The organism is Delftia sp., assembly GCF_059499305.1.
Window position 1 is genome coordinate 168,138 of record NZ_JCABYI010000004.1, and the last position, 22,266, is coordinate 190,403.

A 22,266-nucleotide genomic window follows, 5' to 3' on the forward strand; every position below is an offset into this window, starting at 1 on the left:
TTCAGGGATTTTCAAGGTTGCCGGAGAGCCTGGCCTGCTCCTTGACCCATTCCCTGGTTTTTCCGCGAACGCACCATTCGGGGTTTTTGACCCAGTCCGTGAAATATATGGTGGGGTGCCCTTCCAGGATATTGCAGCGTGTATAGCCAAGTTTGGGCATTGCATAGTATTGCAAGGGAGTTATGAGGGCAAGGCAAGAAGCCATGATTATTAATCCTGCCAGCATGGCTGCGTTAAAGCTGCGTTCGGTTACCTTTAAAATTGATGTTTTGCATGGTATTGCCTTGGATAATGAAGAAATTAGACCAACTGCCAATATTACGGGAAAATATGCTACGACTGGTGCTCCGGGTGTTATTCTTATTGATGCTGATAATTCAACGAGATCCTTAATGTCATTAAATATTGCATGCTTAATGTACCAAATGCAAAGAATAAAAACGAAAACATCTAAAGGGATGCCCCAAATCAAGGTTTTCCTTATTTTTTTTGCGTCCAACATTTTATTGATTAGTTTTTGCGATTTGTGCGGCACATAAATTCATTTTTGAAAATTTCTGTGGAACACTCGTTAAGTTTATACTCTATCTGATGATTTGTTTTATGATTTTCCAGATTGAGTTTGTCGATATTTATTCGATATATTCCTTGAGGCATGCTGCTTGTGGAAATGCGTAGCATGTTGATCACATGTTGTTTGATTTTTAAATCATCGTCTATTTGATTCAAGATGATTCCTGTGACAAGTACGGCCACTGCCACAGCAGCCAAAGGAAGAATTGCAAGGGACGTTGCCGTTGCAAGCTTTATTCCCAAGCCAAGGCCCACCATCGTCGCCAATCCCGCCTTGACCGCCTCCACCCCAATCCCTCCCACAAGATCATGCATGGTCTTCTCGTCATTGAAGATGAAGTCCAGTGTCTCTATCCCGGTGCCCACCACCAGGCTCAGAAGGAACCCGCCCTTGGCCACATTCTGCAGACCGCGAATGCCCAGGCCCATCTGGACCATGCGTGGATTGGCGGCAAGGAATCGCGTGCCTTGCAGCAGCTGGCGGCGAAGTCCCGCATAGCCTGTGATGATGATATAGGTGCCTGTGGCGGTTGTCTTGATATAGGAGCGGGCACCGGCCAGGCCCAATGCAATCAGCGTTTTGGTGATCAGGTACGCGTCGCTGACCATCAGGGAGGCGGGAGCGACCCAGGGTTTGCCGGCATTCGGGCTGGCGGTGTGTGTCCAGTATCGCCCAAGCGCACTGTGGGCCAGCATGGCATGCAGCGTGGCCGCCAGGCGAGGATTGTTGCGCGCCTTGTCGCTCAGTATGTCCGCGTATTCCTGTGGCGTGAGCACAATGGCATCTATCTGTTTTTGCTCCATTTGGCGAGCAAGCATGTCGGCATAGCCAATCTGATAGAAGGTGGCGGCAATGGAGGCTGGCATGGTGTATGGAGACGCTGGATCGGAAGCGGAATCGATGATTCCACCCAATGCGCCTTGATCAATAAAGGAAATTTGACAGAAATGAGTGGTTGCAAGCAGGCGAATAATCCGCTGTCAGTGTCCAAGCGGGTTTCTGATGTTTGCTGTGCCAAGAGTCCTCATTTGATTTCATGGCCTGCACGAGGTCAATCAAAGAAGTCGCCCGCAGATCATTTTCAGAATTTTCCTTAGGACAATTCCTAAAATCAGGTTTGAAATGCCAGGTGAATAGAGATGCTGCCAATGAGCGTTTGGTCCCAGGCAGCGCCATTCGCCATGGGCGGTATTCACGGGGCACAAGCGCAGGCTGCCCGGCTCGGCCACGGGCATTTGCGGTGAAGGATGCGGGAGAGGTGGTCCGTACCGCCGCTGCGCTTGCGGGCAGGCTGTTGGACCGGGGTATGGGCTAAGGTCTTATCGTGCCGAATGCTTGCAGACGAGGACTCAGGGACCGGGTGTCAGCGCATCGGAAGCCTTGCAGGCGCTGAAGGCCGCCTGCCGGAGGGCGCATGCCTCAAAGATCCAGTCCGAGATAACGCGTGCCCGGCACGGGATTGAAGCTCACCGGTTCCGCATCCACAAAACCCAGGGACTCATACAGCCGCTGCGCAGCCTGGAACTCGGGCAGCACGTCCAGGCAGATGCGGGTGTAGCCCGCATGCCGTGCGGCGTCCAGGATGCCTTCCACCAGGCGGCGCCCCAGGTTCTCGCCGCGTACCGTGGGGCGCACGTAGACACGCTTCATTTCGCCTGTCTGCGCATCCACCTGGCGCAGGGCGGCGCAGCCCACGGGCTGGCCGTCTTTCCAGGCCAGCAGCACGCAGCCTTCGGGTGCGGCGTACTTGCCGGGCAGGGCGGCGAACTCGGTCTCGAAGTCCTGGAAGTCCAGGCTCACGGTGGGGCTGGCCACGTATTCCCGGAAGATGCGGACCACGGCGTCGAGGTCTTCGGGAAAGTGGGCGGGGCGGATATCGGTCATGTAAAGGCGTGTGCATGGCCCTGATGAAGGGCCCTGTCGTGCAAACAAAAAAGGGGCCAAGAGTAGGCCAGTATTTCAGGGATTTGGTTCGATCAGGCTTTGAGCGGCAGCTCCTTCTCTCTATCGTTGCTCGCACTTGCGCTTTTCCTGGGAAGCCTGCATGCCCGCATCCAAGCACTTGCTTCTCTCCACATGGTTCAGGACCAGCGGACCCAGCCAAACCGCCAATGCTGTCAGCGCCAAGGGCAGCACCACCAGCACCCACAGCATCCACTTCGCCTCACGCCGGAAATGCCCGGAGATTCCTGCGTTGGGCGATGCGGGATCTTTCATGGCGATGGCACCGCCTCAACTGCACAAGCGCAGATTGGTGCGCGCAGCCTTGAGCATGGGCAGCACCACATCGGCATCGGTGGGTGGATAGGCCTCGCGCAGTTCCTGATCCGTCTTGCCGGCTTCCTCGGCCAGCGGGGCCAGGGTCTGGCGGCAGGCGGCTGCATCGCCCGAGCGAAGCTGCGCCAGCGCCAGGTCGTTGCGCAGCCAGCCCTTGGTAACGCCGGTCAGCACCTCATCGCAGTCCTGCAGCACCGGCGCCAGCGTGGTCAGCGCCAGGCGGTAGTCCTTGGCGTCGTACGCGCGCTTGAAGTTTCTGCGCGATGCGGCAATGGCCTTGTCCGTGCAGCCGGGTGTGGGCCGAAGGTAATCGCCGCCAAACCAGGCCCGCATGCCGCAGAAGTCCCGGCATGCCTCGACGGTGGCCGTGTCGACCCCGACGCGCTGACCGGCAGGCGTGAAGTCCACGGCGCAGGCCGAATTCGCCATCCTGGCCCGGCCGTTGGTGATGGTGCCTTCCAGCTCACAGGTATGGCCGTTGGCACCGACGGTCTGGATATGGAACTTGCCATTGGCCCGCACCACCAGATCGCCACCCCCGCCCTTGCGCACATAGGTGCCTGCTGAGGGCGTGGTGATCTGTGCGCAGGCCAGGCCTATGTGGCAGGTGAGGACCAAGGGCGACAGGCGGAGCAGGCAGTTGGTGAGTTGCATGGGCAGGGCTTTGGATTTGCGGCGTGTACGAGGGCGCAGGAATTGCAGCGAGTGTATCGATCAAGGCCGTTTTGCATGGCGGGTTCGTTTGTCTGCGGACGGTACGGCGCAGTGCCCAGCTACAGTGATCCAGAATCTTGCAGCTCACCATGGACACTACAAAGCACATCAATCCAGACCACTATCTGGAAACAGAACAAGGTCGCCTGTTCACCACGGAACGCAGTGCTGCCGCATGGGAGTTGGCGTACCGGGACTTGGACAAAGCACTGTCTGTCAGCTCGCCCGCGACCAAGCTCTATGTGGTGGTGGGGGTGCAAGCTGCAGGCAAGAGCAGCTGGATTCAACAGAACGCCGCAGCGTTGGGTGGTGATGCGGTGTTCTTTGATGCCGCCCTTCCGAAGACGGTGCATCGTGAGCGTGCCATTCAGATTGCCAGATCACATGGCGTGCCCGTAGTCTGTATTTGGCTCAAAGCCGATTTGCAGACCGCCTTGCGGAGGAACACGCAGCGGCGAGCCGATCACCAAGTGCCGGAGCAGGCCATTCGCAGCGTGTTTGCCATGTTCGAGCCGCCGAGTGAGCAGGAAGGGTTCGCGGTAGTCCATATCGACGACAACGAGCCGGCCCCCGGGAGCTCCATCCAGCCCATGGGGCCGCGCCAGTTCCCGTCCTTTCAGGATCTCGACCAGCAGGTGATTGTGGGCTGGCGAGCTTGCGAGATGGCGTTGGCCGTAGGCGGCCGCTGGGATATGGATGAATCAGGTAGGCATCACTGGGTACCTGGCGAAGCAGTCTGGAGCCATCCGCAGGTGCCCTATCTCCAGTTCATCGAGATTTGGATCCAACTGATGGACGGACGTGTCTGGTCATTGCTTTCCCGTATCGACGATGGCAGCGGGTTTCACGGCCTGTACCTTGTGACTCCAGAGGCGTCTGAGTCGGGTCCCGGCGTGCCTGCATCCATTGGTTACCGTGACCGACTGCTGGCTGAGTTGCCCTTGGGTCTTGTGCGGATAAAAGACATGCGCCGGGATGCAGATGGCTTTGTCGTGGAGATGTGCATGCACATCGGCCAGAAAGTGGTTCGGTTCCTGTCAGGGGAGGTCTATGAGCGGGGTCAGGGCCTGTTTGAAGTCATAGAGCTTGATGAATCGATACTCGTCCAGATAGAAAGCTAGATGCAGCGAGGCATTGGGCAGCAATCGCTGATGTGCCTTTTGCCGTCGGCATGTCCTGATGTGGAAAGCGCGCAGAGACAGGCCCCTTACAACCCCAGATGCAAAGCCTCCCCCGGCCCCTGCGCAGGCACGGCGCAGCAGATCAGGGCCTCGCCCGCTGGCACGGCGAAGGAAGGTGGCGAGGCATAGGTCACCCCGCCCTGCAGCACACGCACGCGGCAGTCGCCGCAGTTCCCCCCTCGGCAACCGAAGGCGGGCTCCAGCCCCCGGGCCTCGGCCACTTCGAGCAGGCTGCCGTCGCCGGGCTTCCAGCGCGCTTCCTTGGCCGAGTCGGCAAAGATGATGCGGACAGGCCGTGTGGCGGGTGCAGGCAGTTCGGCGGCGGGGGCTGCACCGGCCATGGAGCGCTTCAGGGCCGAGGGACCGAAGGCTTCTGCGTGGATGCGCTCGTCGGGCACATTGCGTTCGCGCAAGCCGTCATAGGTGGCCTGCATGAAGGCGTCCGGGCCGCAGAGGTAGAAGTCGTAATCGTCCCAGGGCAGGGTGGCTTTCAACAGGGCCATGTCGATGTGGCCCTCATGGTCGTAGTCGCGGCCGGCCTTTGCCGTGCCGGGCTGGCTGAGCGTGCGCACCCAGTGCACTTCGGCATTGCCGGCCTTCACCAGTTCGGCAATCTCCGTGTCAAAGGCCCGTTCGCTGCGCGTGCGAGCCGCCTGGAACAGCCAGGTGGGCCGCAGGCTGCGGGTGCGCCGGCCTTCGTGGACGATGTGGCGCAGCATGGCCAGCAAGGGCGTGATGCCTATGCCCGCGGCCAGCAGCACGGCGGGGCGGCGCAGGGCCGCATCGGCGGTGAAGCTGCCAGCGGGCGGGCGGGCCTCGACCAGATCGCCGGGCTTCAGGCCATGCAGATGGCTGGATGCGCGGCCTTGCCTCTTGACGCTGATGCGCAAGCGCCCGTCCGAAGGCGCCAGCGACAGCGTATAGGTGCGCTGCAGGTGGCTGCCGTCCGCCAGTGTGAGGCGCAGCGGCAGGTGCTGGCCGGCCAGGGGGGCCACCGTGGCCATGCCATCGGCCGGCTCCAGGTAGAGCGAGCGGATGGTGGAACTCTCATCCACGGCCTGCGCCACCCGGAACGGCCGCCACTGCCGCCCCAGCCGGGCGGCGGCCAGGCGCTGGCTGGCATCGGCCCAGCTTCCGGTCATCTGCAGGTGGGGCGACCAGCCGTCGGCCGCCATGCTCCAGCGCAGCGGCAGGGCGTCGGGCCGGCGCACGATGCGGCGGGGCTTGAAGGTCCACAGGCGCTCGGCGCCCTCGAAAGCGGCGATTTCCGGGGAGTCGAGGATGACGCTGGCCTCGCCCGTCATCTGCAGCATTTCCCCGGTTTCGGAGTCGATGAACAGCAGGCCCGCCTTGGGATTGACCAGGAAGTTGCCCAGGGTCATGAAGAACAGGTTGCCCGAGAAGTCGGGGATGGTCAGCGTTCCATCGGCGTTGATCCGCACAAAGCCCGGCTTGCCGCCACGGTGGGAGACATCGACCTGGCGCAGGCCATCCTCCCCATCAACGTAGGACGCCACGTAGAACGTATCCGCCTGCGTAATCAGGGCCTGTGCGCGCGGGTCCAGCGATGCCAGTTCGACCGCCGGCGCCTGCGTAGGCTCCCCGGCAGGCCGGACAAACCGGACGCTGCGGTTCTGGATATAGCGCGGGCAGTTGCCGAAGCTCTGGACCACACCGATGTCGAAGGCGTCCGCCCCATCAACGCCTGTCTTGCGCCGCACGGTGCCGTTGAGCCGGTTGCGCCGGCGCGTCATGGGGTCCATGCCCAGCAGGCCCACGGCATGGCCGTCGCCCAGGCCCGGCTCGGCCGGGTCGGCCGCATCACGGCCCGCCGCCACATGCAGGGTCGATGGATCGGGAGAGTGCAGGAAGCCCGGCTCGCCGGCCCGTACCGTGGCCCAGGCATCGCCTTGCGCATCCACGCTGCCCAGCACCACGAAATGCAGCAGCGGGTAGAACTCGCGGTGCTGGTCCAGCAGGAAGGGGCGCACAAACTTGCGGCCCGGCATGTCCATGCGGCCCACGACGCCAACGCTTTGCTGGATCGCCAGTTCGCCCGCATGCCAGGGCGAGGCGGGTTTCTGTAGGGGTTGCGGGTGCATGGTGCGCTCCTTTGCCGGGGTTTCAGGTGAGGTGTGGCTCAGGCACTCAGGCCCGCAGGCCGGCCGGTGTCTGGGCGAATGCCACGAAGCCCGGCAGCGCCTCGATGCGGCCCAGCCAGGCGCGCACCTCGCGGTAGGGTTGCAGGTCCACATTGCCCTCGGGCGCGCTGGCGATGTAGCTGTACAGGGCCACGTCGGCAATCGTGGGCGCGCTGCCGGAGAGAAAGGGGCGGGTGGTCAATTGCGCCTCGATCTTGCCGAGGATGGCGTGGGCGCGGGCTATCACTTCCTCGGCTTGGAAGGAGGCCTTGAACACCGTGACCAGCCGGGCCGCCGCCGGGCCGAAGGCAATGGGGCCGGCGGCGATGCTCAGCCATTTCTGGATCTCGGCCTCGGACTGTGCGCCCAGAGGCATCCAGTCCTGGCGGTCCAGCTTGCGCGCCAGGTAGACCAGGATGGCGTTGGAGTCGGCAATCACCGTGCCGTTGTCGTCCAGCACCGGCACCTGGCCCAGCGGGTTCAGCGCCAGGAATTCGGGCTTCTTCTGCGCGCCGTTGGCCAGGTCCACATGGACCAGCTCATGCTCCACGCCCAGCAGGCCGAGGAAGAGGCGGGCGCGGTGGGCGTGGCCGGACAGGGGAAAGTGGTAGAGCTTCATTGCGGTTCCTTGGGGGTGGTGAAGGCGCCGGTTGTCGGTGCCACGGGACGTATCCTCCTTCTCCGTCCGCATCTTTAGAATCCCCGGCGACGGCAAGTCACTCTTGCGGGAACGCGAACAAAGCGCCGGCACAAACCTGGGCAAACCTGGGCAGTCCTGCGCGGGCCGCTCGCAGCCGGGCAGATACACGACACAGACAAGGCAGGGACAGATGGATCGCTTCCAGTCCATGACGGCATTTCTCGCAGTGGTGGACACGGGCGGCTTCGCCTCGGCCGCACGGCGGCTCAAGGTCTCGCCTTCGGTGGTGACGCGCGCGGTTTCCGACCTGGAGGAGCGCCTGGGCGTGCGCCTGCTCACGCGCACCACACGCTTCGTGCGCGTGACCGAGGCCGGCACGGCCTACGCCGACAGCTGCCGCCGCATCCTGGCCGAGCTGGAAGAGGCCGACGAGCATGCCGCCAGCGCCCACGCCGCACCGCGCGGCCGGCTCACGCTCACGGCGCCCGTGAACTTCGGGCGCATGCACGTGCTGCCCGTGGTGCACGACTACCTGGGCCGGTTTCCCGAGGTGGACGTCAACTGCTGGTTTGTGGACCGCGTGGTCAGCCTGGTGGACGAGGGCGTGGACGTGGCCGTGCGCATCGGCGATCTGCCCGACTCCTCGCTGCAGGCCATCCGCGTGGGCAGCGTGCGACAGGTGCTGTGTGCCTCGCCCGCATACCTGGCCAGCCACGGTGTGCCCCAGCGGCCCGAGGAGCTAGCGCAGCACACCACCATCACCGCATCCGGCCTCACCTCCACGCCCGAATGGCGGTTTCTCGAAGGCGACAAGGCCCTGGCCGTGCGCCTGCAGCCGCGCCTCATGTCCATGACCAACGAGGCTGCGGCAGACTGCGCCCTGGCCGGGCAAGGCATCACGCGCCTGCCGCTCTACCAGATCGCCAAGCCCGTGCAGGACGGCGCACTGCGCCTGGTGCTGGAGCCCTTCGAGCGGCCGCCGCTACCCATCCATGTGGTGCACAGGGAAGGGCGGCACGCCGCGCACCGCGTGCGGGCGTTCATCGACATGGCGGTGGATGCCCTGCGGGTGGCGGCGTTGAGGTGGTAGCGGCCATTGCCGGGAAGCCATATCCCGCGCATTGCAAACCATGCCTGGAAACGCCAAGTGGCTGGCGAACTATTCGCTCACCCAACTGAGAAGAATCGCCTGGCCACGACTTCCTTACTTGGTTTTTGAAGTGGGTTCGCCTTTCAATTCCCAGCGGTTGCCATCGGCAAAGCGCAGTTGCAGATGGGGCGGTGCGTCGGCGATTGCCCTTGTCAATGTGTAGTGGAATTTCCTTGACAGCAAGTCACTTGCCCATTTTTGCAGCTCCATCAATGGCTCGGGACACCCGGCCATCGTGTAGAAGCCGGGCTTGATTTGGAAGCCTCCATCGGCATCCATCTCATATTTCCAGTTCATGGAATTGCATATCTGTGTGCCGAAATCTCCATCTTTGGAGAACCAGAGCTTTATTGAGGGGCTGTCTGGTGTTTTCCAATTCTTTTTCTCTTTGCCTGCGGCATCTAAAGCCTGCTGCAGGTTCCATTCGTAGGCAGATAAATACTCCGCGTCCTTGTTTTGATGCGGTAGCGCACTTTGGCTGGCAATGTGTTCCATGCCGTGGCTTGCAGTGGACAAAAGTATGGCTGCCAGGAATTGAAGAAAAGCTTTCAATTGACGCCCTCAAGGTGGTGACCAGAGAACCCGCTATCGCAGGGAAGATGCCTCGACCCAGATCGTCTGCCCCGGATGGTGCTCCTCAATGGTGGACACGGCATCGTCGATCAAAACGCGGTCATCCAGCGAGTAGGCAAAGCGGCTGAGGTTGGGCCATTGTCGGGCGGCGTAGTCGGCTTCGGAAATCGCGTCGCTCCCGCACCAGATGGCGTCGCTTTCGGTGGCGGCGAGAAGTGCCTGTGCCAAGCCGGTAGATGTGATCGCCAGGAAGACCATGGGCATGTGGTCCGGATGCTGATGGGTGGACAGTTTGCCTTCGATGGCCAGTCCGCCGAGCCTGCCTGGATCAAACAAAACTAGAATGATAGTCATTCTCGTTGTCGATTTCTCACCTCCCCCGGCCATGCCCACCACCTCCGCCTCCTGGACCGCTGCGCGCTGGCACCAGCTTTTCTGTGCCTGCCAGCAGCAACTGGTGGCCTATCTGGCCGGCAAGACCGGCAGCCGTGATGAGGCGCAGGAACTGGCCCAGGAAACCTGGCTGCGCCTGGCCGATGCGCCGCCGCAGCTGCCCGATGGCAGCTCGCCCACGCTCGAAGCCGCGCGGGCCTACCTGTTTGCAACGGCCAAGCATCTGGCGATAGACAGGCTGCGCCAGCGCGGTGCGCAGCAGCGCTGCATGGACGACTGGGCGCAATTGCAGCCCGAGGCCGAAGGCGATGTGGCCGACCGCGCCATGTACCGGCAGGCACTGGCCGTGGTGGAGCGCACGATTGCAGACCTGCCCGAGCGCATGCAGGCCGCCTTGCTGGCCCACCGCCTGCATGGCGAGCGGCAGGCCGACATCGCCCAGCGCCTGCAGGTCTCCCTGAACACCGTGGAGCGCGACCTGATGCAGGCCGATGCCTGCTTGGAAGCCGCCTTGCTGCGCTGGCGCGGCGGGGTGGAGGCGGGCTTGCAGGCCTCTTCCAGAAAGCGGCGGCGGCGTGCCCTGGGCGCGCTGCTGGGCGTGGCCGGCATGGCCTGCGCGGCCTGGCCCGCCTGGCAGATGTGGAGCCGCCGCGTGCTGTGGCAAGGTGAACTGGCCAGCGCCACGGGCGTGCAGCGCAGCCTGGAACTGCCCGATGGCAGCGTGCTGCGCGTGGACGCCGCCAGCCGCGTAGCGCTGACCTATCGTGCCGACCTGCGACAGGCACAGCTGCTGGAAGGCGCCGCCTTCTTTGCCGTGGCGCGCGATGCGGCACGGCCCTTTGTGGTGGAGGCCGGCCCCCTGCGCGTGACCGTGTTGGGCACGCGCTTTGGCGTGGAACTGGAGCCCGATGCGGTGCGCGTGCAGGTGGAGTCGGGCCAGGTGCGGGTGGAGCATGCAGCCACCGGACGCGGCCAGTTGCTGCAGGACAGCCAGTCGCTGCGCATTCCCCTGGACGGCGGGGCAGGAGATGCCGACGGCGCTGCCTGGCAACCGCAGCTCCAGCAACGGCCCGCGGCCTGGCGCGAGGGCGAACTGGTCTTCGAGCAGGAACCGCTGGGCCGCGTCGTGCACCGTCTGGGCCGCTACACGCGGCGCCGCCTGGTGGTGGAGGAGGGCGCGGCGCAACTGGCCATCAGCGGCCATGTGCGCATTGCCCAGGCCGAGCGATGGTTGCGCGGGCTGCCGCAGTTCGCGCCGGTGCAGGTCAGCGTGCTGGACGACGGCGGCCTGCGGATTGCGCGGCGCGGCGCGCGCGCGGAGCCGTGAAGTTTTTTTCAGGGTTTTTGGGAGTGACTCGTATTTGCATATGAAAGGCCGGGCGCCCTGCCTGTGCCGGCGATTCGCAATGAGCCTGTCTTCCAGAAAGTCCTTATGTCCGCTCCCAAGTCCTCCCGATTCCGCCTCCGCCTCCGTCTCCGCCGCACAGCGGTTTTTCATGCATGTGCAGGCCTGGTGCTGGGCCTGCAGCTGCAGTTGGCCGCCGCGCAATCGGTGTCCTTCGACGTGCCGGCCCAGCCGCTGGCCCAGGCGCTGAGCCTGTTTGCGCGCCAGGCGGGGCTGCAGCTCACCTACTCCTCCGAACTGGTGCAGGGCCGGCAGGCCCCGGCGCTCAACGGCAGCCACGATGTGCGCCAGGGCCTGGCGGCATTGCTGCAGGGCAGCGGCCTGCAGGGGCGCATCGAGGGCGGCACGCTGACGCTGCTTCCCGCTGCGGCCAACGCGCCTGAGAACGCGCACCGCCTGTCCGAGATCACCGTGACGGCCGGCGACCAGTATGTGAGCCTGCTGCCCGCGCCCTACGCCGGCGGGCAGGTGGCCAAGGGCGTGCGCCTGGGCGTGCTGGGCAATACCGGCAACATGCAGGCGCCGTTCAGCACCACCAGCTACACGTCCGAGGCCGTGCGCAACCAGCAGGCCGGCACCATTGCCGAGGCGGTGAACCGCGACCCTTCCGTGCGCTACACCGTGCTGCCGGGCGGCAACGTGGACAACCTCTATATCCGGGGCTTTCCGATCTGGGAGGGCAACTCGGGCGAGATCGCCTTTGACGGCATCTACGGCATTGCCCCCAACTACCGCGTGCGCACCGAGTACGTGGACCGCATCGAGGTGGTCAAGGGGCCGGGCGCGCTGCTGTTCGGCATGTCGCCCAACGGCTCGGTGGGCGGCGTGATCAACATCGCTCCCAAGCGCGCCAACGAAGACGTTGCGCGGCTGACCACGGGCTGGACTTCGGACAGCCTCTGGCGTGCCCATGCCGACGTGGGCCGGCGCTTTGGCGACGAGGCCCAGTACGGCATCCGCGTCAACGCCAGCAAGTACGGCGGCGATACGTCCATGGACCATCAAAGCACCGACGGCCATGTGCTGGCCGTGGCGCTGGACTACGAGGTGGAGCGCTTCCGCGCCACGTTGGACCTGCTCTCGCAGGACGAGCGCATCGACGGCGTGGGCCGGCCCATCATGCCCACGGGGCTCTCCTCCATGCCTGCTGCGCCCGACGGCACACTCAACGTGACCCAGCCCTGGGAATGGTCCAGGAATCGCGAGCGCGCCGTGCTGCTGCGCACCGAGCTGGACCTCACGCAGCAGCTCACGCTGTTCGCCAACATCGGCCAGTCGCGCGCCGATGTGGACCGCATCTATGACTCGGCCCCGCGCCTGACCAGTGTGGCGGGTGCCACCAGCATCACGCCCACCTATGCGGTGTTCGACGTGGACCGCAGCACCATCGACGCGGGCCTGCGCTCGCGCTTTGCGCTGGCCGGTGTCAAGCATTCGGTCACGCTGCAGCTGGCCAGCTACCGCGAGGATTTCCACCGTGCGCTGCAGGCGGGCTCGGCGGTGGCGTCCAATATCTATGCGCCTGTTGCCCATGCGCCGCAAAGCATTGCGCGGCCTTCGGCCATTCCGCGCATTCATGACAACCGCAACACCAGCCTGGCCCTGGTGGACACGCTTTCGCTGCTGCAGGACAGGCTGCAACTGTCGCTGGGCCTGCGCCACCAGGCCATCAAGTCCACCAACTACAACGTGCTCACAGGCGGCACCGCCAATGTCTACGACGAGAGCGTGACCACGCCCGCCGTGGGCGTGGTCTGGCGCCAGGCGCCCAACTGGAGCCTCTACGCCAACTACATCGAAGGCCTGAGCAAGGGCGACATCGCCCCGCCCGCCGCCAGCAACTACGGCGAGGTGCTGCGCCCCTACAAGAGCCGCCAGTACGAAGTGGGCAGCAAGTACGACTTCGGCAGCTTCATGGCCACGGCCGCCCTGTTCAGCATTGAAAAACCCAGCGGCGGCCTGGACCAGGGCGTCTACAAGACCAACGGCGAGCAGCGCAACCTGGGCATGGAGCTGTATGCCTACGGCGAGGCCGCACGCGGCCTGCGCCTGCTGGGAGGCGTGACCTGGCTCAAGCCCGAGATCACGCGCTCGGCCACGCCTGCGCTGGTGGGCAACCGGCCCATCGGCACTTCGCGCCTGCTGGCCAACCTGGGCGTGGAATGGGATGTGCCCGCCGCGGAAGGCCTGACCCTGGTCGGCGACCTGGCCTACACCGGCGCCCAGTTCGTGGACCAGGCCAACCGCCTGCGCATCCCGGGCTGGACACGCACCGACCTGGGCCTGCGCTATGCCACCCGCATCGCGGGCCGCAAGACCACGCTGCGCGCCACAGTGCAGAACGTGGCCGACCGCAAGGCCTGGGCCGGTGTCACGTCCTGGGGTGCCGTCTCGCCGATGATTCCGCGCACCTTCGTGGTGTCGGCATCGATGGATTTCTGAGGTCGGCGCGGTGGCTGGGCGGGCCGCGCTCTATGCTTGAGGCATGAACGCAAGCAAGACCCTGCTGATCGTCTACCACTCCATGACCGGCGGCACCCGCCAGATGGCCGAGGCCGCGCGCGACGGCGCAGCGGCCGAAGGCCAGGGCGTGCAGGTGCGCCTGCTGCACGCCTGCGAGGCCGGCCCGGACGATGTGCTGTCCGCCGACGGCTACCTCTTCGCCACCCCGGAAAACCTGGCCGCCATCAGCGGCCAGCTCAAGGACTTCTTCGACCGCAGCTACTACGCGGCGCTGGACCGCATCAACGGCCGGCCCTATGCCAGCCTCATCTGCGCCGGCAGCGACGGCCAGAATGCGGCCCGCCAGATCGCCCGCATCGCCACCGGCTGGCGCCTCAAGCCCGTGGCCGAGCCCCTGATCATCTGCACCCACGCCCAGACCACCGAAGCCATCCTGGCACCCAAGCGGATTGCCTCAGCTGAGCTGGAACAGTGCCGGGCGTTGGGGGAGGCGATGGGGGCCGGGCTGGCGCTGGGAGTCTTTTGAGAGTTGCCAGCATCTTGGGTGCCCTACATTTCTTGGTGGCCCGGTCGCCCGGTGTGGCTCAGCCGAACAGGCGCGACCAGAATCCGCCTTTTCCACCCACCTGCTGCCGGGCTCCCTGCATGTGGGCGCGTATGCCGAGCAATTGGGCATCGTCCGGATCGTGGCGCAGGGCGATCTCGACCAGTTCAGGCTGAAGGTGCGAGGCCTTGAGCTGGCCCAGGGCCCTGAGGGCGGTGACCTTGTGCGCATGAACGAAGCTCATGCTGCGAACTTCCCATTGCGCTTGCTGTTGCTGCGGCGAAAGCTGCGCATAGCGGCGCTCGGCTTCGGCCACGATGTCGAGGACGTCCTGGTGGTGGCTGGTCTCGTTGAGATAGGCGCACGCGGTCTGCGCGCAGTCCAGATACAGGCCGGTATCAAGCGCGTAGTCCTCCATCAGCAGCAGGGACAGGTCGGTGGCTTGCTTGCGGTTCCCCAGTTGCCGATAGGCATGGCGCAGGTTTTCCAGCAGGGCCTGGAAACAGGTCTGCTGCAGCCCGGCTTCGAGGACGGCGGCCGCCTGCTCGTACTGTTCCTGCGCGTTGTACAGCACGCCCAGGTTGTTGCAGCACATGGCATAGGTGTGGATGTCCAGCGCGGCGGGCGCGGCCTCCTGGCCGTTTGCCGGCGTGCCGGCGCTGGCGAAGCGCTCCAGACAGCGTTCGTAGAGTGTGGTCTGCAGGCGCTCGATTTCCTGCAGGGCTGCTGCATCCGTGTCGGGGCGCTTCCACTTGCCCACGGTCACGCCGGCCGTGTAGTAGTCGGGTGCCGCCGGGCTATCAGCCAACTCGGGATAGGAAAAGATGCTGCGCCAGGGCACGGCATGCTCCATCTCGAAAATGCGGGCTTGCAAGTCCGCCTGGGGCTGCAAGGCATGAGACTTGCGGTAGGCGGCCAGCGCGGGCTCGGGTTCGTCCAGCCAATAGTGGGCACTGCCCAAATAGCGGTGTCCATAGGCATTGCCTGGTGACATTGCCAGTGCGCGCTGCGCCCATTCGCCGACCTGGCGCAATGCCGCACTGCGGTCCTCGGTGAATTGGTCACTGGAATCGAGATACACCAGGCACAGCATCAGCCATGACCATTCGCTACCCTGGCCTGATTCGGCAGTGGCCCGAATGCTGGCCAAGAGGCTGGCAATCGCTTCATTGTCCAGATGGCTGAAAACCGTGGTGCCAGACCATAGCGCATGCATTCGCGCGTGGTCGCCCTGGCTGAGGGCATGCATTCCTTGGGAAATCAGTCGTTCCATGGTCTGTTGGGAATATTGTGGGAGGCGCCATCGTATCCGCTGTGTTTGACAGGAGGATGGGGCACCACTCAATGGGAGCGATAAGACGCCCGTGCAGACAATGTCTGAACAACAGGTCAAAGCCCCGTCAACTGCGGCAATGCCTTCTCGCAGGCCTTGCGGCACAGGTAGCGCAGGTCCTGTTCACCATCTTCACTGCGCAGGTAGCCGGCGCCGGCGGCGTTGATGTTCCATTCATAGACCTTGCCCGAGCGCAGCAGCCGTCCGCTGAAACTGCAGGGCAGGATGATGGATTCCTCATGGAAGCTGCCAGCCGAGACTTGCTTTGCCGTCGCGAAATAGCGGGCCACGTCGGCGGCGTCCAGGCTGACTTTCTCGCATCCCATGGTCTCGCCCGTGCCTACGGAACGGGTGACCGGGCCGATGACGGAAATGGGTGCCGCCTTGGCCGCGTGTTTGTGCGTGGGCGTGGATGTGGAAGTAGATGAGGCCTGCAGCGGCGCATGCAGGCACAGCATCACGGCAGCCCAGGCGGCAATGCGCAGGCTGCGAGAGGGATTGTTGAAAAGCTGGCTGGATGGCATGGCTCAGGCTCCCGTGAAGATGTAGCGCAGCAATTGGGCGCCTTCGGTCGCTTCCTTGCGGGCAATGGCGCCGTGGGAGTAGACATCGGACAGCAGCTTGAGCTTGTAGTGGTCCACCAATTGCTGGGTCAGCCATTTGGTCTGGAACAGCTGCGATTGGGTGGGCGCCTCGTAGTCCTTGGTCGATGGCAGGAAACGGCCCACCACCTCGATGCCCACGGAGTCGCTGTTGGCCGGATAACGCAACGGATAGGCCTTTGTGTTCTCGTGCGATGACACATTCTTGGCCCGCTTGCTGAAGCTCAGGCCCTTTTGGTGCAGTAGGGCATTGATGTTCTTGAGTTCCGTGGGATCGCAGGTGCTCTCGTTGACGCAGCGCGGCTGAAGAATTCCCACATGCCAGCAGATCTTTTCCAGACTGGCGGTTTGGTAGATCTTCCCGTCCTTCTCGATCAGGAAGTGCGCCCCTGTCTTCTGGCCGCTCTTGTAGGCATTGAGCACGCTGGCTGCCGTGGACGAGTCTGTGCGGTGCAGCACGATGGAGGTGACGGACAGCAAGGCGCCGTGCTCTATGGATGGATAGGTCTTGACTTCGACGCTTTTGTCTACCATCAATCCTTTTTCGATAGTGGCCAATTATTTCTCCCTCTGTATTCCGGCTGAGTGAATGCGAATGGCGGAAAGCCGGGAGAGCATACGGGCTGAAGGGATAAAAATAATTCGAAATGTACTGTGCGCCTCTTTATTGGAAATAAATTGAAACAATTGGGTGGATTTCATGAAGGATGGATGAATTCCGGAAATCCCCGGAATTCACAGGGGCTCAATGGCGACGCAATGCAATGCCTGCGCGATGGCCCACGACTGCGACTAGGATGCAGCCCATCCCGACCCACTGCGCCGCCGACGGAACAGCGCCAAACCAGGCCAGGTCCACCAGCAAGGCCATGGCGGGGTAGACGAAGGACAGTGCCGCAATGGCCGGCGCCGGCAGCCGCTGGAATGCGGCATACATCACCGTGTACATGAAGGCCGTATGGACCAGTCCAAGGGTCAGCACCATGGAGGCGGCGCGCGCTGACAGCAATTGAGGGCTGGCTGCGGCGATATGGGTGAGCAGCGGCAGGGCCCACAGGCTCAGCACCAGTCCGCCCGCCAGCATCTGCAGCATGGCGATCTGTGCCGAGGGCATGTGGCCCAGGCGGCGCGTGGCGACCGTGGTGCCTGCGTAGAGTGCGGCGGCCAGCAGGGCCAGGGCCACGCCTATCCACGCGCCTGTTCCAGCATGCGATGCATCCATGCCGTCCAGCCCGACCAGGCCGCTGCTCAGTGCCACCCCCAGCAGGGCCAGCAGCAGCCAGGGCAGCTTGCGGCGTTCAACGGGCTCGCCCTGCAGCGCCGACAGGGCCAGCAGCATGAAGGGCTGCACGTGGTAGACCACGGTGGCCACGGCGATGGAGCTGTAGTGGTAGGCGCTGAAGAGGGCGACCCAGTTGAGCACCAGGGCGATGCCGCCGCCAGCCAGCCACAGCCATTCACGGCCTTGAGGGGCGACCCATTCGCGCCGCCAGGCCAGCCACAGGCCCAGGCCCAGTGCGCCCAGCACGCAGCGGGCGAATACGACCAGCAGCGGCGGCAGTGCGCTTTCCACGACGAGCAGGCCGATGGTGCCCGACAGCGCCATGGCCAGCAGCATGCGCCAGGTGCCGCCCTGGCTGGCTCGGGGCCGTGTGGTTGAGGTTGCAGAGGTGAGGCTGGGGCTGTGGGACATGGTGTCGATTCCTGGGCGCGCTTCGGTATGGAGCGCATGGCCGTATCTTGCGGACCTTGCAATCAATCAACAATCCATGAGTCATTCAAATTAATATTGCCTGCCATGCAACAAAGACCGGAGTAGCGCCTTGCCCGATACCGCCATGCCCCTGGATGAAATGCTGGTCTTCGCCCGCGTGGTGGAGCACCAGAGCTTTGCGGGAGCGGCCCGGCAGCTGGGGCTGACGACCTCGGCCGTGAGCCGCAGCGTGGGGCGGCTGGAGGCGCACTTCGGGCTGCGGCTGCTGCAGCGCACCACGCGCTCGCTGTCGCTGACCGAGGCGGGGGCCGAGATTCACCAGGCCTGCCTTCGGCTGGTGGCGGATGCCCAGGCCGTGCAGGCGCTGGCCGGTCAGCTGCGCCAGCAGCCGCGCGGGCTGCTGAAGATCAGCGCGCCGGCCGTGCTGGGTGATATCTGGCTGTCGCCACTGCTGCCGGGCTTTTGTGCGCGCTGGCCCGAGGTGCAGGTGGACATGACGGACCGCATGGTGGACCTGGTGGCCGAGGGGCTGGACCTGGGCCTGCGCATCAGCATGCCGGGCCAGATCGCGCCGGGGCTGGTGGCGCGGCCGCTCAAGACCATCCGCTATGTGCTGGTCTCCACGCCCGGCTACCTGGCGCGGCATGAGGCCATCGGTGCGCCCGAGCAGTTGCTGGCGCATCCCTTCATCAGCCTGGGCTACGGCCAGTTCCAGAACGAGGTCGAATTGCGTCCGCAGCGCGCTGGGCATCAGCCGGCCGCGCCCGCTACGCGTCTGCTGGTGAATACGCCCATCACCATTGCCAGCAGCCTGGGCATCATCCAGGCGCTGCAGCAGGGGCCAGGCATCGGCGTGGTAGCGGACTTTGCGGCGCAGGCGGCGCTGCAGGCCGGGCAGCTGGCGCCCGTGCTGCCGGGCTGGGCGCTGTGCGGCAAGTACGCGCCGCGCGTGGTGCATGCGGTCTATGCGCCCACGCGCCATGTGCCGCTGAAGCTGCGGGCGCTGATCGACTACCTGGTCGAGGTGGAAGGCGAGGGCGCCGCGGCCTCCACCACCTAACCCATGCGCCTGCGCAGCGCCGCGCTGGCCCAGTCCACAGCCACGGACAGCGCCAGCATGGCGATGATGACGGTGCTGGCCTGGGCGTAGTGGAACAGCGACAGCTCGAAGTACAGCAGCTGCCCCAGCCCGCCCGCGCCCACGAAGCCCAGGATGGCGGCCATGCGGATGTTCATCTCCCAGCGGTACAGCGTGTAGGCCAGCAACTGCGGCGCGGCGCCGGGCAGCGTCGCGTAGAGGAATGCCATGGTGCGGCCGCTGCCGGACAGGCGCAGCGCTTGGGTGGGGGCGGCGGGCTGGTTCTGCAGGGCCTCGGCATACAGGCGCCCCAGCACGCCGGCCGTGTGCAGCGCCAGCGCCAGCGCGCCTGCGAACGGGCCCAGGCCCACGGCCAGGGCGGTGATGGTGGCCCAGACCAGCTCGGGCACGGAGCGCAGCACGTTGAGCACCAGGCTCCAGGGAGCGCGCCAGCGCGGCAGCGCCAGCAGCAGGCCCAGCACGGCCGCCAGCAGGGTGCCGACCACGGAGATGGCCAGCGTCTCCCACACGCCCACGGCCACCTTGCGCAGCCATTCGGCGCTGGTGTCGGGCGGGAAGAAGCTGATGACGAATTCCAGCATGGACCGGCCCGCCGCGCCGGTGAACAGCGAGGGCAGGTCCATCTCCAGCATGGCAAAGCTGGCGGCCACGCCCAGCGCCAGGGCGGCGCAGGTGAGGGCGCTGCGCCAGCCCCAGGCGCTGGCACGCGCGGCGGGTGGCGTGTCCAGCGCGCGGCGCAGGCCGCGCGAGAGCAGGTCGGCACCCCAGACCAGCAGCATGAAGGTCAGCAAGATGGTGGAGGCCTCGCCGCCGTTGAGCATCTTCATGGCCTGGTCCATGAGCTGGCCCAGGCCGCCCGCGCCCACAAAGCCCATGACCACCGAGGCGCGTATGGCGCACTCCCAGCGGTAGACGGTGTACGAGGTCAGTTCGCGCGCGGCCTGGGGCAGCAGGCCGTAGAGCATGGCCAGCGGCCGGCGCGCGCCGGCCTGCGCCAGGGCACGCGCGGGTGCGGGGTCGGCCGATTCCAGGATTTCCGCATAGACCTTGGCCAGCATGCCGCCATAGGTCAGGCCCAGGGCCAGCACGCCAGCGGCCGGCCCCAGGCCGAAGACGCGCACGAAGACCAGGGCCCAGACCAGCTCGGGCACGCCGCGCAGGATGGTGAGCAGGCCGCGCGTGACGGGATTGAGCGCCCGCCGCTCGCGCGCGGCGCCCGTGACCAGGTAGGCCAGCGGCACGGCCAGCACAAAGGCCAGGGCCATGCCGGCCGTGGCAATGGCCAGGGTCTCCAGCGTGGCGCGGCCCAGGTAGCCCAGGAAGTCGCGCCCGGTCTCGGGCGGCAGAAACGTGGCCAGAAAGCGGCCGATGACCTGCAGGTTGCCGGGATCGAACAGCGCGCCCAGGCTGAAGCCCGCGCCCTGGAACAGCGGCCACAGCACGACGGCGGCCAGCACCAGGGCGCCGAGGCGGCGGGGCGCGGCGGGGTCACGCAGCGCGTGCAGATCGGAACTCAACGGCATGCGGATGCGGACAGCGGTGCGGCAAAGGCGGCGGGCGCGGGTGTCCACGCAGGGCGGGAGGGATCATCGCCAGCATGCTCGGACCCATACAGCGCACGCAGGTGTTCCTGCGTGACTTCAGCCGCCGGCAGGTCGAAGGCGATGGCGCCATCGCGGATGCCCACGATGCGCGCAAAGCAGGCCAGCGCCAGGTCCACGGCATGCAGGCTGGCGACTAGGGTGGCGCCGCGCGCGGCCGCTTCGTGCACCAGCAGTTGCACGGTGGACAGGGCCAGGGCCGGGTCCAGCGCGGCCACGGGCTCGTCGGCCAGGATCAGCTCGGCCTGCTGGTAGAGCACGCGGGCAATGCCCACGCGCTGCAGTTGCCCGCCCGAGAGCTGGTCGCAGCGCGCGAACAGCTTGTCTGCGAGCTGCACGCGGGCCAGGGCCTCGCGCGCGCCGGCAGTGTCCTGTGGGTACAGCAGCGAAGCCAGCGCCTTCCAGGCCGGCCAGCGGCCCAGGCGCCCGGCCAGCACGGCCGTGACCACGCGCTGGCGCGGCGGTATGGGCGGCGCCTGGTGCACCGTGCCGATGCGCGCGCGCAGCAGCCGGGGTGCGCCCGCGCTGGACGCAGGCACCTCGTTGCCCAGCACGCTGCGCCGGCCCTGGCTGGGCGCCAGCGCCGTGCCGATGACGGACAGCAGCGTGGTCTTGCCCGCGCCCGAGGGGCCGATCAGCGCAATGGCTTCGCCCTGGCGTGCGGCCAGCGTCACGCCGCGCAGCGCAATGCCGCCGCCGGCGTGGGTCAGGCCCACGCCTTGCAGTCCAAAGCTCATGGATTGCGCCTGCCGCGGCTTACTTGAGCAGGCCGGCCGACTTGGCGGCGGCCTCGATGCCTTCGTAGTTCGAGGCCTGGGTGGGAATGAAGCGCGCGGCACGCTGCAGCTCCAGGATGGCCTTGTGCTCGGGCTTGGCCGGGTCCAGCGCCAGGAAGGCGTCGGTCAGCTTCTTGACCAGGGCCGGGTCCAGGTCGCCGCGCACGGTCCAGTTGTAGTCGAAGTAGGGCGGCGTGGTGGCGAACACGCGCACCTTGCTGGTATCGACCTTCTTGCTCTCCACCAGCTTGTCCCAGACCGATGCGTTGAGCACGCCGGCCTCGGCCTTGCCTGCGGCCACGAAGGCCACGGTGGCGTCATGCGCGCCGGAGAAGGCCACGGTCTTGAAGTCCTTCTCGGGGTTGATGCCGTCCTGCTGCAGGAAAAAGCGCGGCATCAGGCTGCCCGAGGTGGACGAGGGCGCGCCAAAGGCAAAGCTCTTGCCCTTGAGGTCGGCCAGGGTCTTGATGGCGGGGTTGGCCGTGATGAACTTGGAGGTGAACCTGGCGTCTTCCTCGCGCTGCACGATGGGGATGGCCGTGCCGTTGGTGCGGATCTTGGCCTGCACGAAGGTGAAGCCGCCCAGCCAGGCCAGGTCCAGCTTGCGTGTGGCCAGCGACTCGACCACGGCGGCGTAGTCGGTCACGGGCGTGAACACCACCTTCATGCCGGTCTGTGCCGAGAGGTACTTGCCCAGCGGCTCGAACTTGCGCTGCAGCTCGGTGGGAGCTTCATCCGGGATGGCCGAGACGCGCAGCACGGCGGGTTCGGCGGCCAGCGCAGGCAGGCTGGACAGGGTGGAGGCGGCCAGCACGCAGGCAGCCGCCTGGCGCAGCGCCGAGCGGCGCGCAGGAATGTGGTTCATGGATGGGCTCCGTTCAATCAGCCACCGCCGTCCGGATACACGGCGGTTTAATAAGGCGCCCGGGGCTGACCCGGGCGCCGAAGGTACAAGGGCGGTACACCGACCGCTGAGGCTGCATTGTAGGGAGCGGGCTTTTCCGTTGGGGACGTCAGGCATGAGCGCCGGACCTGCGGGCACAGCGCTGCCGCCGATCTTTCTCCCGCGTGCGCTGCGTTTGTGCA

General features: G+C 65.4%; 22 protein-coding genes. 6 read left to right on the forward strand and 16 right to left on the reverse strand.

Annotation, left to right across the window (positions count from 1 at the left end; all coding sequences use genetic code 11):
• Window position 1 precedes the first annotated feature (1 nt).
• The 5 genes from AC5I49_RS02640 to AC5I49_RS02660 all read right to left on the reverse strand — a co-directional run bounded on the left by AC5I49_RS02640 (window position 2) and on the right by AC5I49_RS02660 (window position 3,505).
• Entirely contained in the window at window positions 2-472 is a 471-nt protein-coding gene (locus AC5I49_RS02640; RefSeq protein ID WP_495788797.1) for a hypothetical protein, read from the reverse strand.
• A gap of 38 nt (window positions 473-510) precedes the next feature.
• Window positions 511-1,440, reverse strand: a complete 930-nt coding sequence (locus tag AC5I49_RS02645) for a hypothetical protein (RefSeq protein WP_495788798.1) — start codon at window positions 1,438-1,440, stop codon at window positions 511-513.
• Between the two features lie 553 nt (window positions 1,441-1,993).
• Window positions 1,994-2,458, reverse strand: a complete 465-nt coding sequence (locus AC5I49_RS02650; RefSeq protein WP_016446760.1) for a GNAT family N-acetyltransferase — start codon at window positions 2,456-2,458, stop codon at window positions 1,994-1,996.
• Between the two features lie 120 nt (window positions 2,459-2,578).
• Window positions 2,579-2,791 carry a hypothetical protein gene (locus AC5I49_RS02655; RefSeq protein ID WP_026062350.1) on the reverse strand — a complete coding sequence of 71 codons (213 nt, stop codon included), beginning with the start codon at window positions 2,789-2,791 and terminating at the stop codon, window positions 2,579-2,581.
• A gap of 15 nt (window positions 2,792-2,806) precedes the next feature.
• Window positions 2,807-3,505, reverse strand: a complete 699-nt coding sequence (locus AC5I49_RS02660; protein WP_046238377.1) for a hypothetical protein — start codon at window positions 3,503-3,505, stop codon at window positions 2,807-2,809.
• 149 nt (window positions 3,506-3,654) lie between these two features.
• On the opposite strand from AC5I49_RS02660, the gene AC5I49_RS02665 reads away from it, so the two are divergent.
• On the forward strand, window positions 3,655-4,686 hold the full coding sequence (locus AC5I49_RS02665) for a P-loop nucleotide/nucleoside kinase family protein (protein ID WP_200903748.1): 1,032 nt from the start codon (window positions 3,655-3,657) through the stop codon (window positions 4,684-4,686).
• Window positions 4,687-4,772: 86 nt separating this feature from the next.
• On the opposite strand, the gene AC5I49_RS02670 is transcribed toward AC5I49_RS02665, so the two are convergent.
• Window positions 4,773-6,848: a 2Fe-2S iron-sulfur cluster-binding protein gene (locus tag AC5I49_RS02670; protein WP_495788799.1), complete on the reverse strand. Its 2,076-nt coding sequence runs from the start codon at window positions 6,846-6,848 to the stop codon at window positions 4,773-4,775.
• Window positions 6,849-6,894: 46 nt separating this feature from the next.
• Entirely contained in the window at window positions 6,895-7,506 is a 612-nt protein-coding gene (locus AC5I49_RS02675) for a glutathione S-transferase family protein (RefSeq protein ID WP_495788800.1), read from the reverse strand.
• Window positions 7,507-7,717: 211 nt separating this feature from the next.
• Between AC5I49_RS02675 and AC5I49_RS02680 the strand changes: the two genes are divergently transcribed.
• Window positions 7,718-8,617, forward strand: coding sequence for a LysR family transcriptional regulator (locus tag AC5I49_RS02680; RefSeq protein WP_099751217.1), 900 nt, complete (start codon window positions 7,718-7,720; stop codon window positions 8,615-8,617).
• Window positions 8,618-8,731: 114 nt separating this feature from the next.
• On the opposite strand, the gene AC5I49_RS02685 is transcribed toward AC5I49_RS02680, so the two are convergent.
• Window positions 8,732-9,172 (reverse strand): META domain-containing protein, encoded by a 441-nt coding sequence (locus AC5I49_RS02685; protein ID WP_495788801.1) that lies wholly within the window; start codon window positions 9,170-9,172, stop codon window positions 8,732-8,734.
• A gap of 90 nt (window positions 9,173-9,262) precedes the next feature.
• Window positions 9,263-9,604, reverse strand: a complete 342-nt coding sequence (locus AC5I49_RS02690) for a hypothetical protein (protein WP_495788802.1) — start codon at window positions 9,602-9,604, stop codon at window positions 9,263-9,265.
• Window positions 9,605-9,635: 31 nt separating this feature from the next.
• Here AC5I49_RS02690 and AC5I49_RS02695 point away from each other — a divergent pair, with 31 nt between their 5' ends.
• The 3 genes from AC5I49_RS02695 to AC5I49_RS02705 all read left to right on the forward strand — a co-directional run bounded on the left by AC5I49_RS02695 (window position 9,636) and on the right by AC5I49_RS02705 (window position 14,037).
• Window positions 9,636-10,970 carry a sigma-70 family RNA polymerase sigma factor gene (locus AC5I49_RS02695; RefSeq protein WP_495788803.1) on the forward strand — a complete coding sequence of 445 codons (1,335 nt, stop codon included), beginning with the start codon at window positions 9,636-9,638 and terminating at the stop codon, window positions 10,968-10,970.
• 186 nt (window positions 10,971-11,156) lie between these two features.
• Window positions 11,157-13,490, forward strand: coding sequence for a TonB-dependent siderophore receptor (locus tag AC5I49_RS02700; RefSeq protein ID WP_495788804.1), 2,334 nt, complete (start codon window positions 11,157-11,159; stop codon window positions 13,488-13,490).
• A gap of 43 nt (window positions 13,491-13,533) precedes the next feature.
• On the forward strand, window positions 13,534-14,037 hold the full coding sequence (locus AC5I49_RS02705) for a flavodoxin family protein (protein WP_016446770.1): 504 nt from the start codon (window positions 13,534-13,536) through the stop codon (window positions 14,035-14,037).
• Between the two features lie 58 nt (window positions 14,038-14,095).
• On the opposite strand, the gene AC5I49_RS02710 is transcribed toward AC5I49_RS02705, so the two are convergent.
• The 4 genes from AC5I49_RS02710 to AC5I49_RS02725 all read right to left on the reverse strand — a co-directional run bounded on the left by AC5I49_RS02710 (window position 14,096) and on the right by AC5I49_RS02725 (window position 17,683).
• Window positions 14,096-15,148 carry a tetratricopeptide repeat protein gene (locus tag AC5I49_RS02710; protein ID WP_310039873.1) on the reverse strand — a complete coding sequence of 351 codons (1,053 nt, stop codon included), beginning with the start codon at window positions 15,146-15,148 and terminating at the stop codon, window positions 14,096-14,098.
• A 296-nt stretch (window positions 15,149-15,444) separates the two neighbouring features.
• Entirely contained in the window at window positions 15,445-15,912 is a 468-nt protein-coding gene (locus AC5I49_RS02715; protein WP_495788805.1) for a hypothetical protein, read from the reverse strand.
• A gap of 3 nt (window positions 15,913-15,915) precedes the next feature.
• Window positions 15,916-16,524 carry a peptidoglycan recognition protein family protein gene (locus AC5I49_RS02720; protein ID WP_013802750.1) on the reverse strand — a complete coding sequence of 203 codons (609 nt, stop codon included), beginning with the start codon at window positions 16,522-16,524 and terminating at the stop codon, window positions 15,916-15,918.
• A 211-nt stretch (window positions 16,525-16,735) separates the two neighbouring features.
• Window positions 16,736-17,683 (reverse strand): DMT family transporter, encoded by a 948-nt coding sequence (locus tag AC5I49_RS02725; protein WP_495788806.1) that lies wholly within the window; start codon window positions 17,681-17,683, stop codon window positions 16,736-16,738.
• Between the two features lie 145 nt (window positions 17,684-17,828).
• Here AC5I49_RS02725 and AC5I49_RS02730 point away from each other — a divergent pair, with 145 nt between their 5' ends.
• Window positions 17,829-18,764 (forward strand): LysR family transcriptional regulator, encoded by a 936-nt coding sequence (locus tag AC5I49_RS02730; protein WP_495788926.1) that lies wholly within the window; start codon window positions 17,829-17,831, stop codon window positions 18,762-18,764.
• On the opposite strand, the gene AC5I49_RS02735 is transcribed toward AC5I49_RS02730, so the two are convergent.
• Genes AC5I49_RS02735 through AC5I49_RS02745 form a run of 3 tightly spaced genes read right to left on the reverse strand, consistent with a single transcriptional unit; the run spans window position 18,761 to window position 22,045 of the window.
• Window positions 18,761-20,326: a PhnE/PtxC family ABC transporter permease gene (locus AC5I49_RS02735; RefSeq protein ID WP_154834494.1), complete on the reverse strand. Its 1,566-nt coding sequence runs from the start codon at window positions 20,324-20,326 to the stop codon at window positions 18,761-18,763. The genes AC5I49_RS02730 and AC5I49_RS02735 overlap by 4 nt on opposite strands.
• Window positions 20,317-21,141 carry a phosphonate ABC transporter ATP-binding protein gene (locus AC5I49_RS02740; RefSeq protein ID WP_495788807.1) on the reverse strand — a complete coding sequence of 275 codons (825 nt, stop codon included), beginning with the start codon at window positions 21,139-21,141 and terminating at the stop codon, window positions 20,317-20,319. Before AC5I49_RS02740 ends, AC5I49_RS02735 begins: the two co-directional genes overlap by 10 nt.
• Window positions 21,142-21,160: 19 nt before the next feature.
• On the reverse strand, window positions 21,161-22,045 hold the full coding sequence (locus tag AC5I49_RS02745) for a putative selenate ABC transporter substrate-binding protein (RefSeq protein ID WP_016446779.1): 885 nt from the start codon (window positions 22,043-22,045) through the stop codon (window positions 21,161-21,163).
• Between the last annotated feature and the right edge of the window lie 221 nt (window positions 22,046-22,266).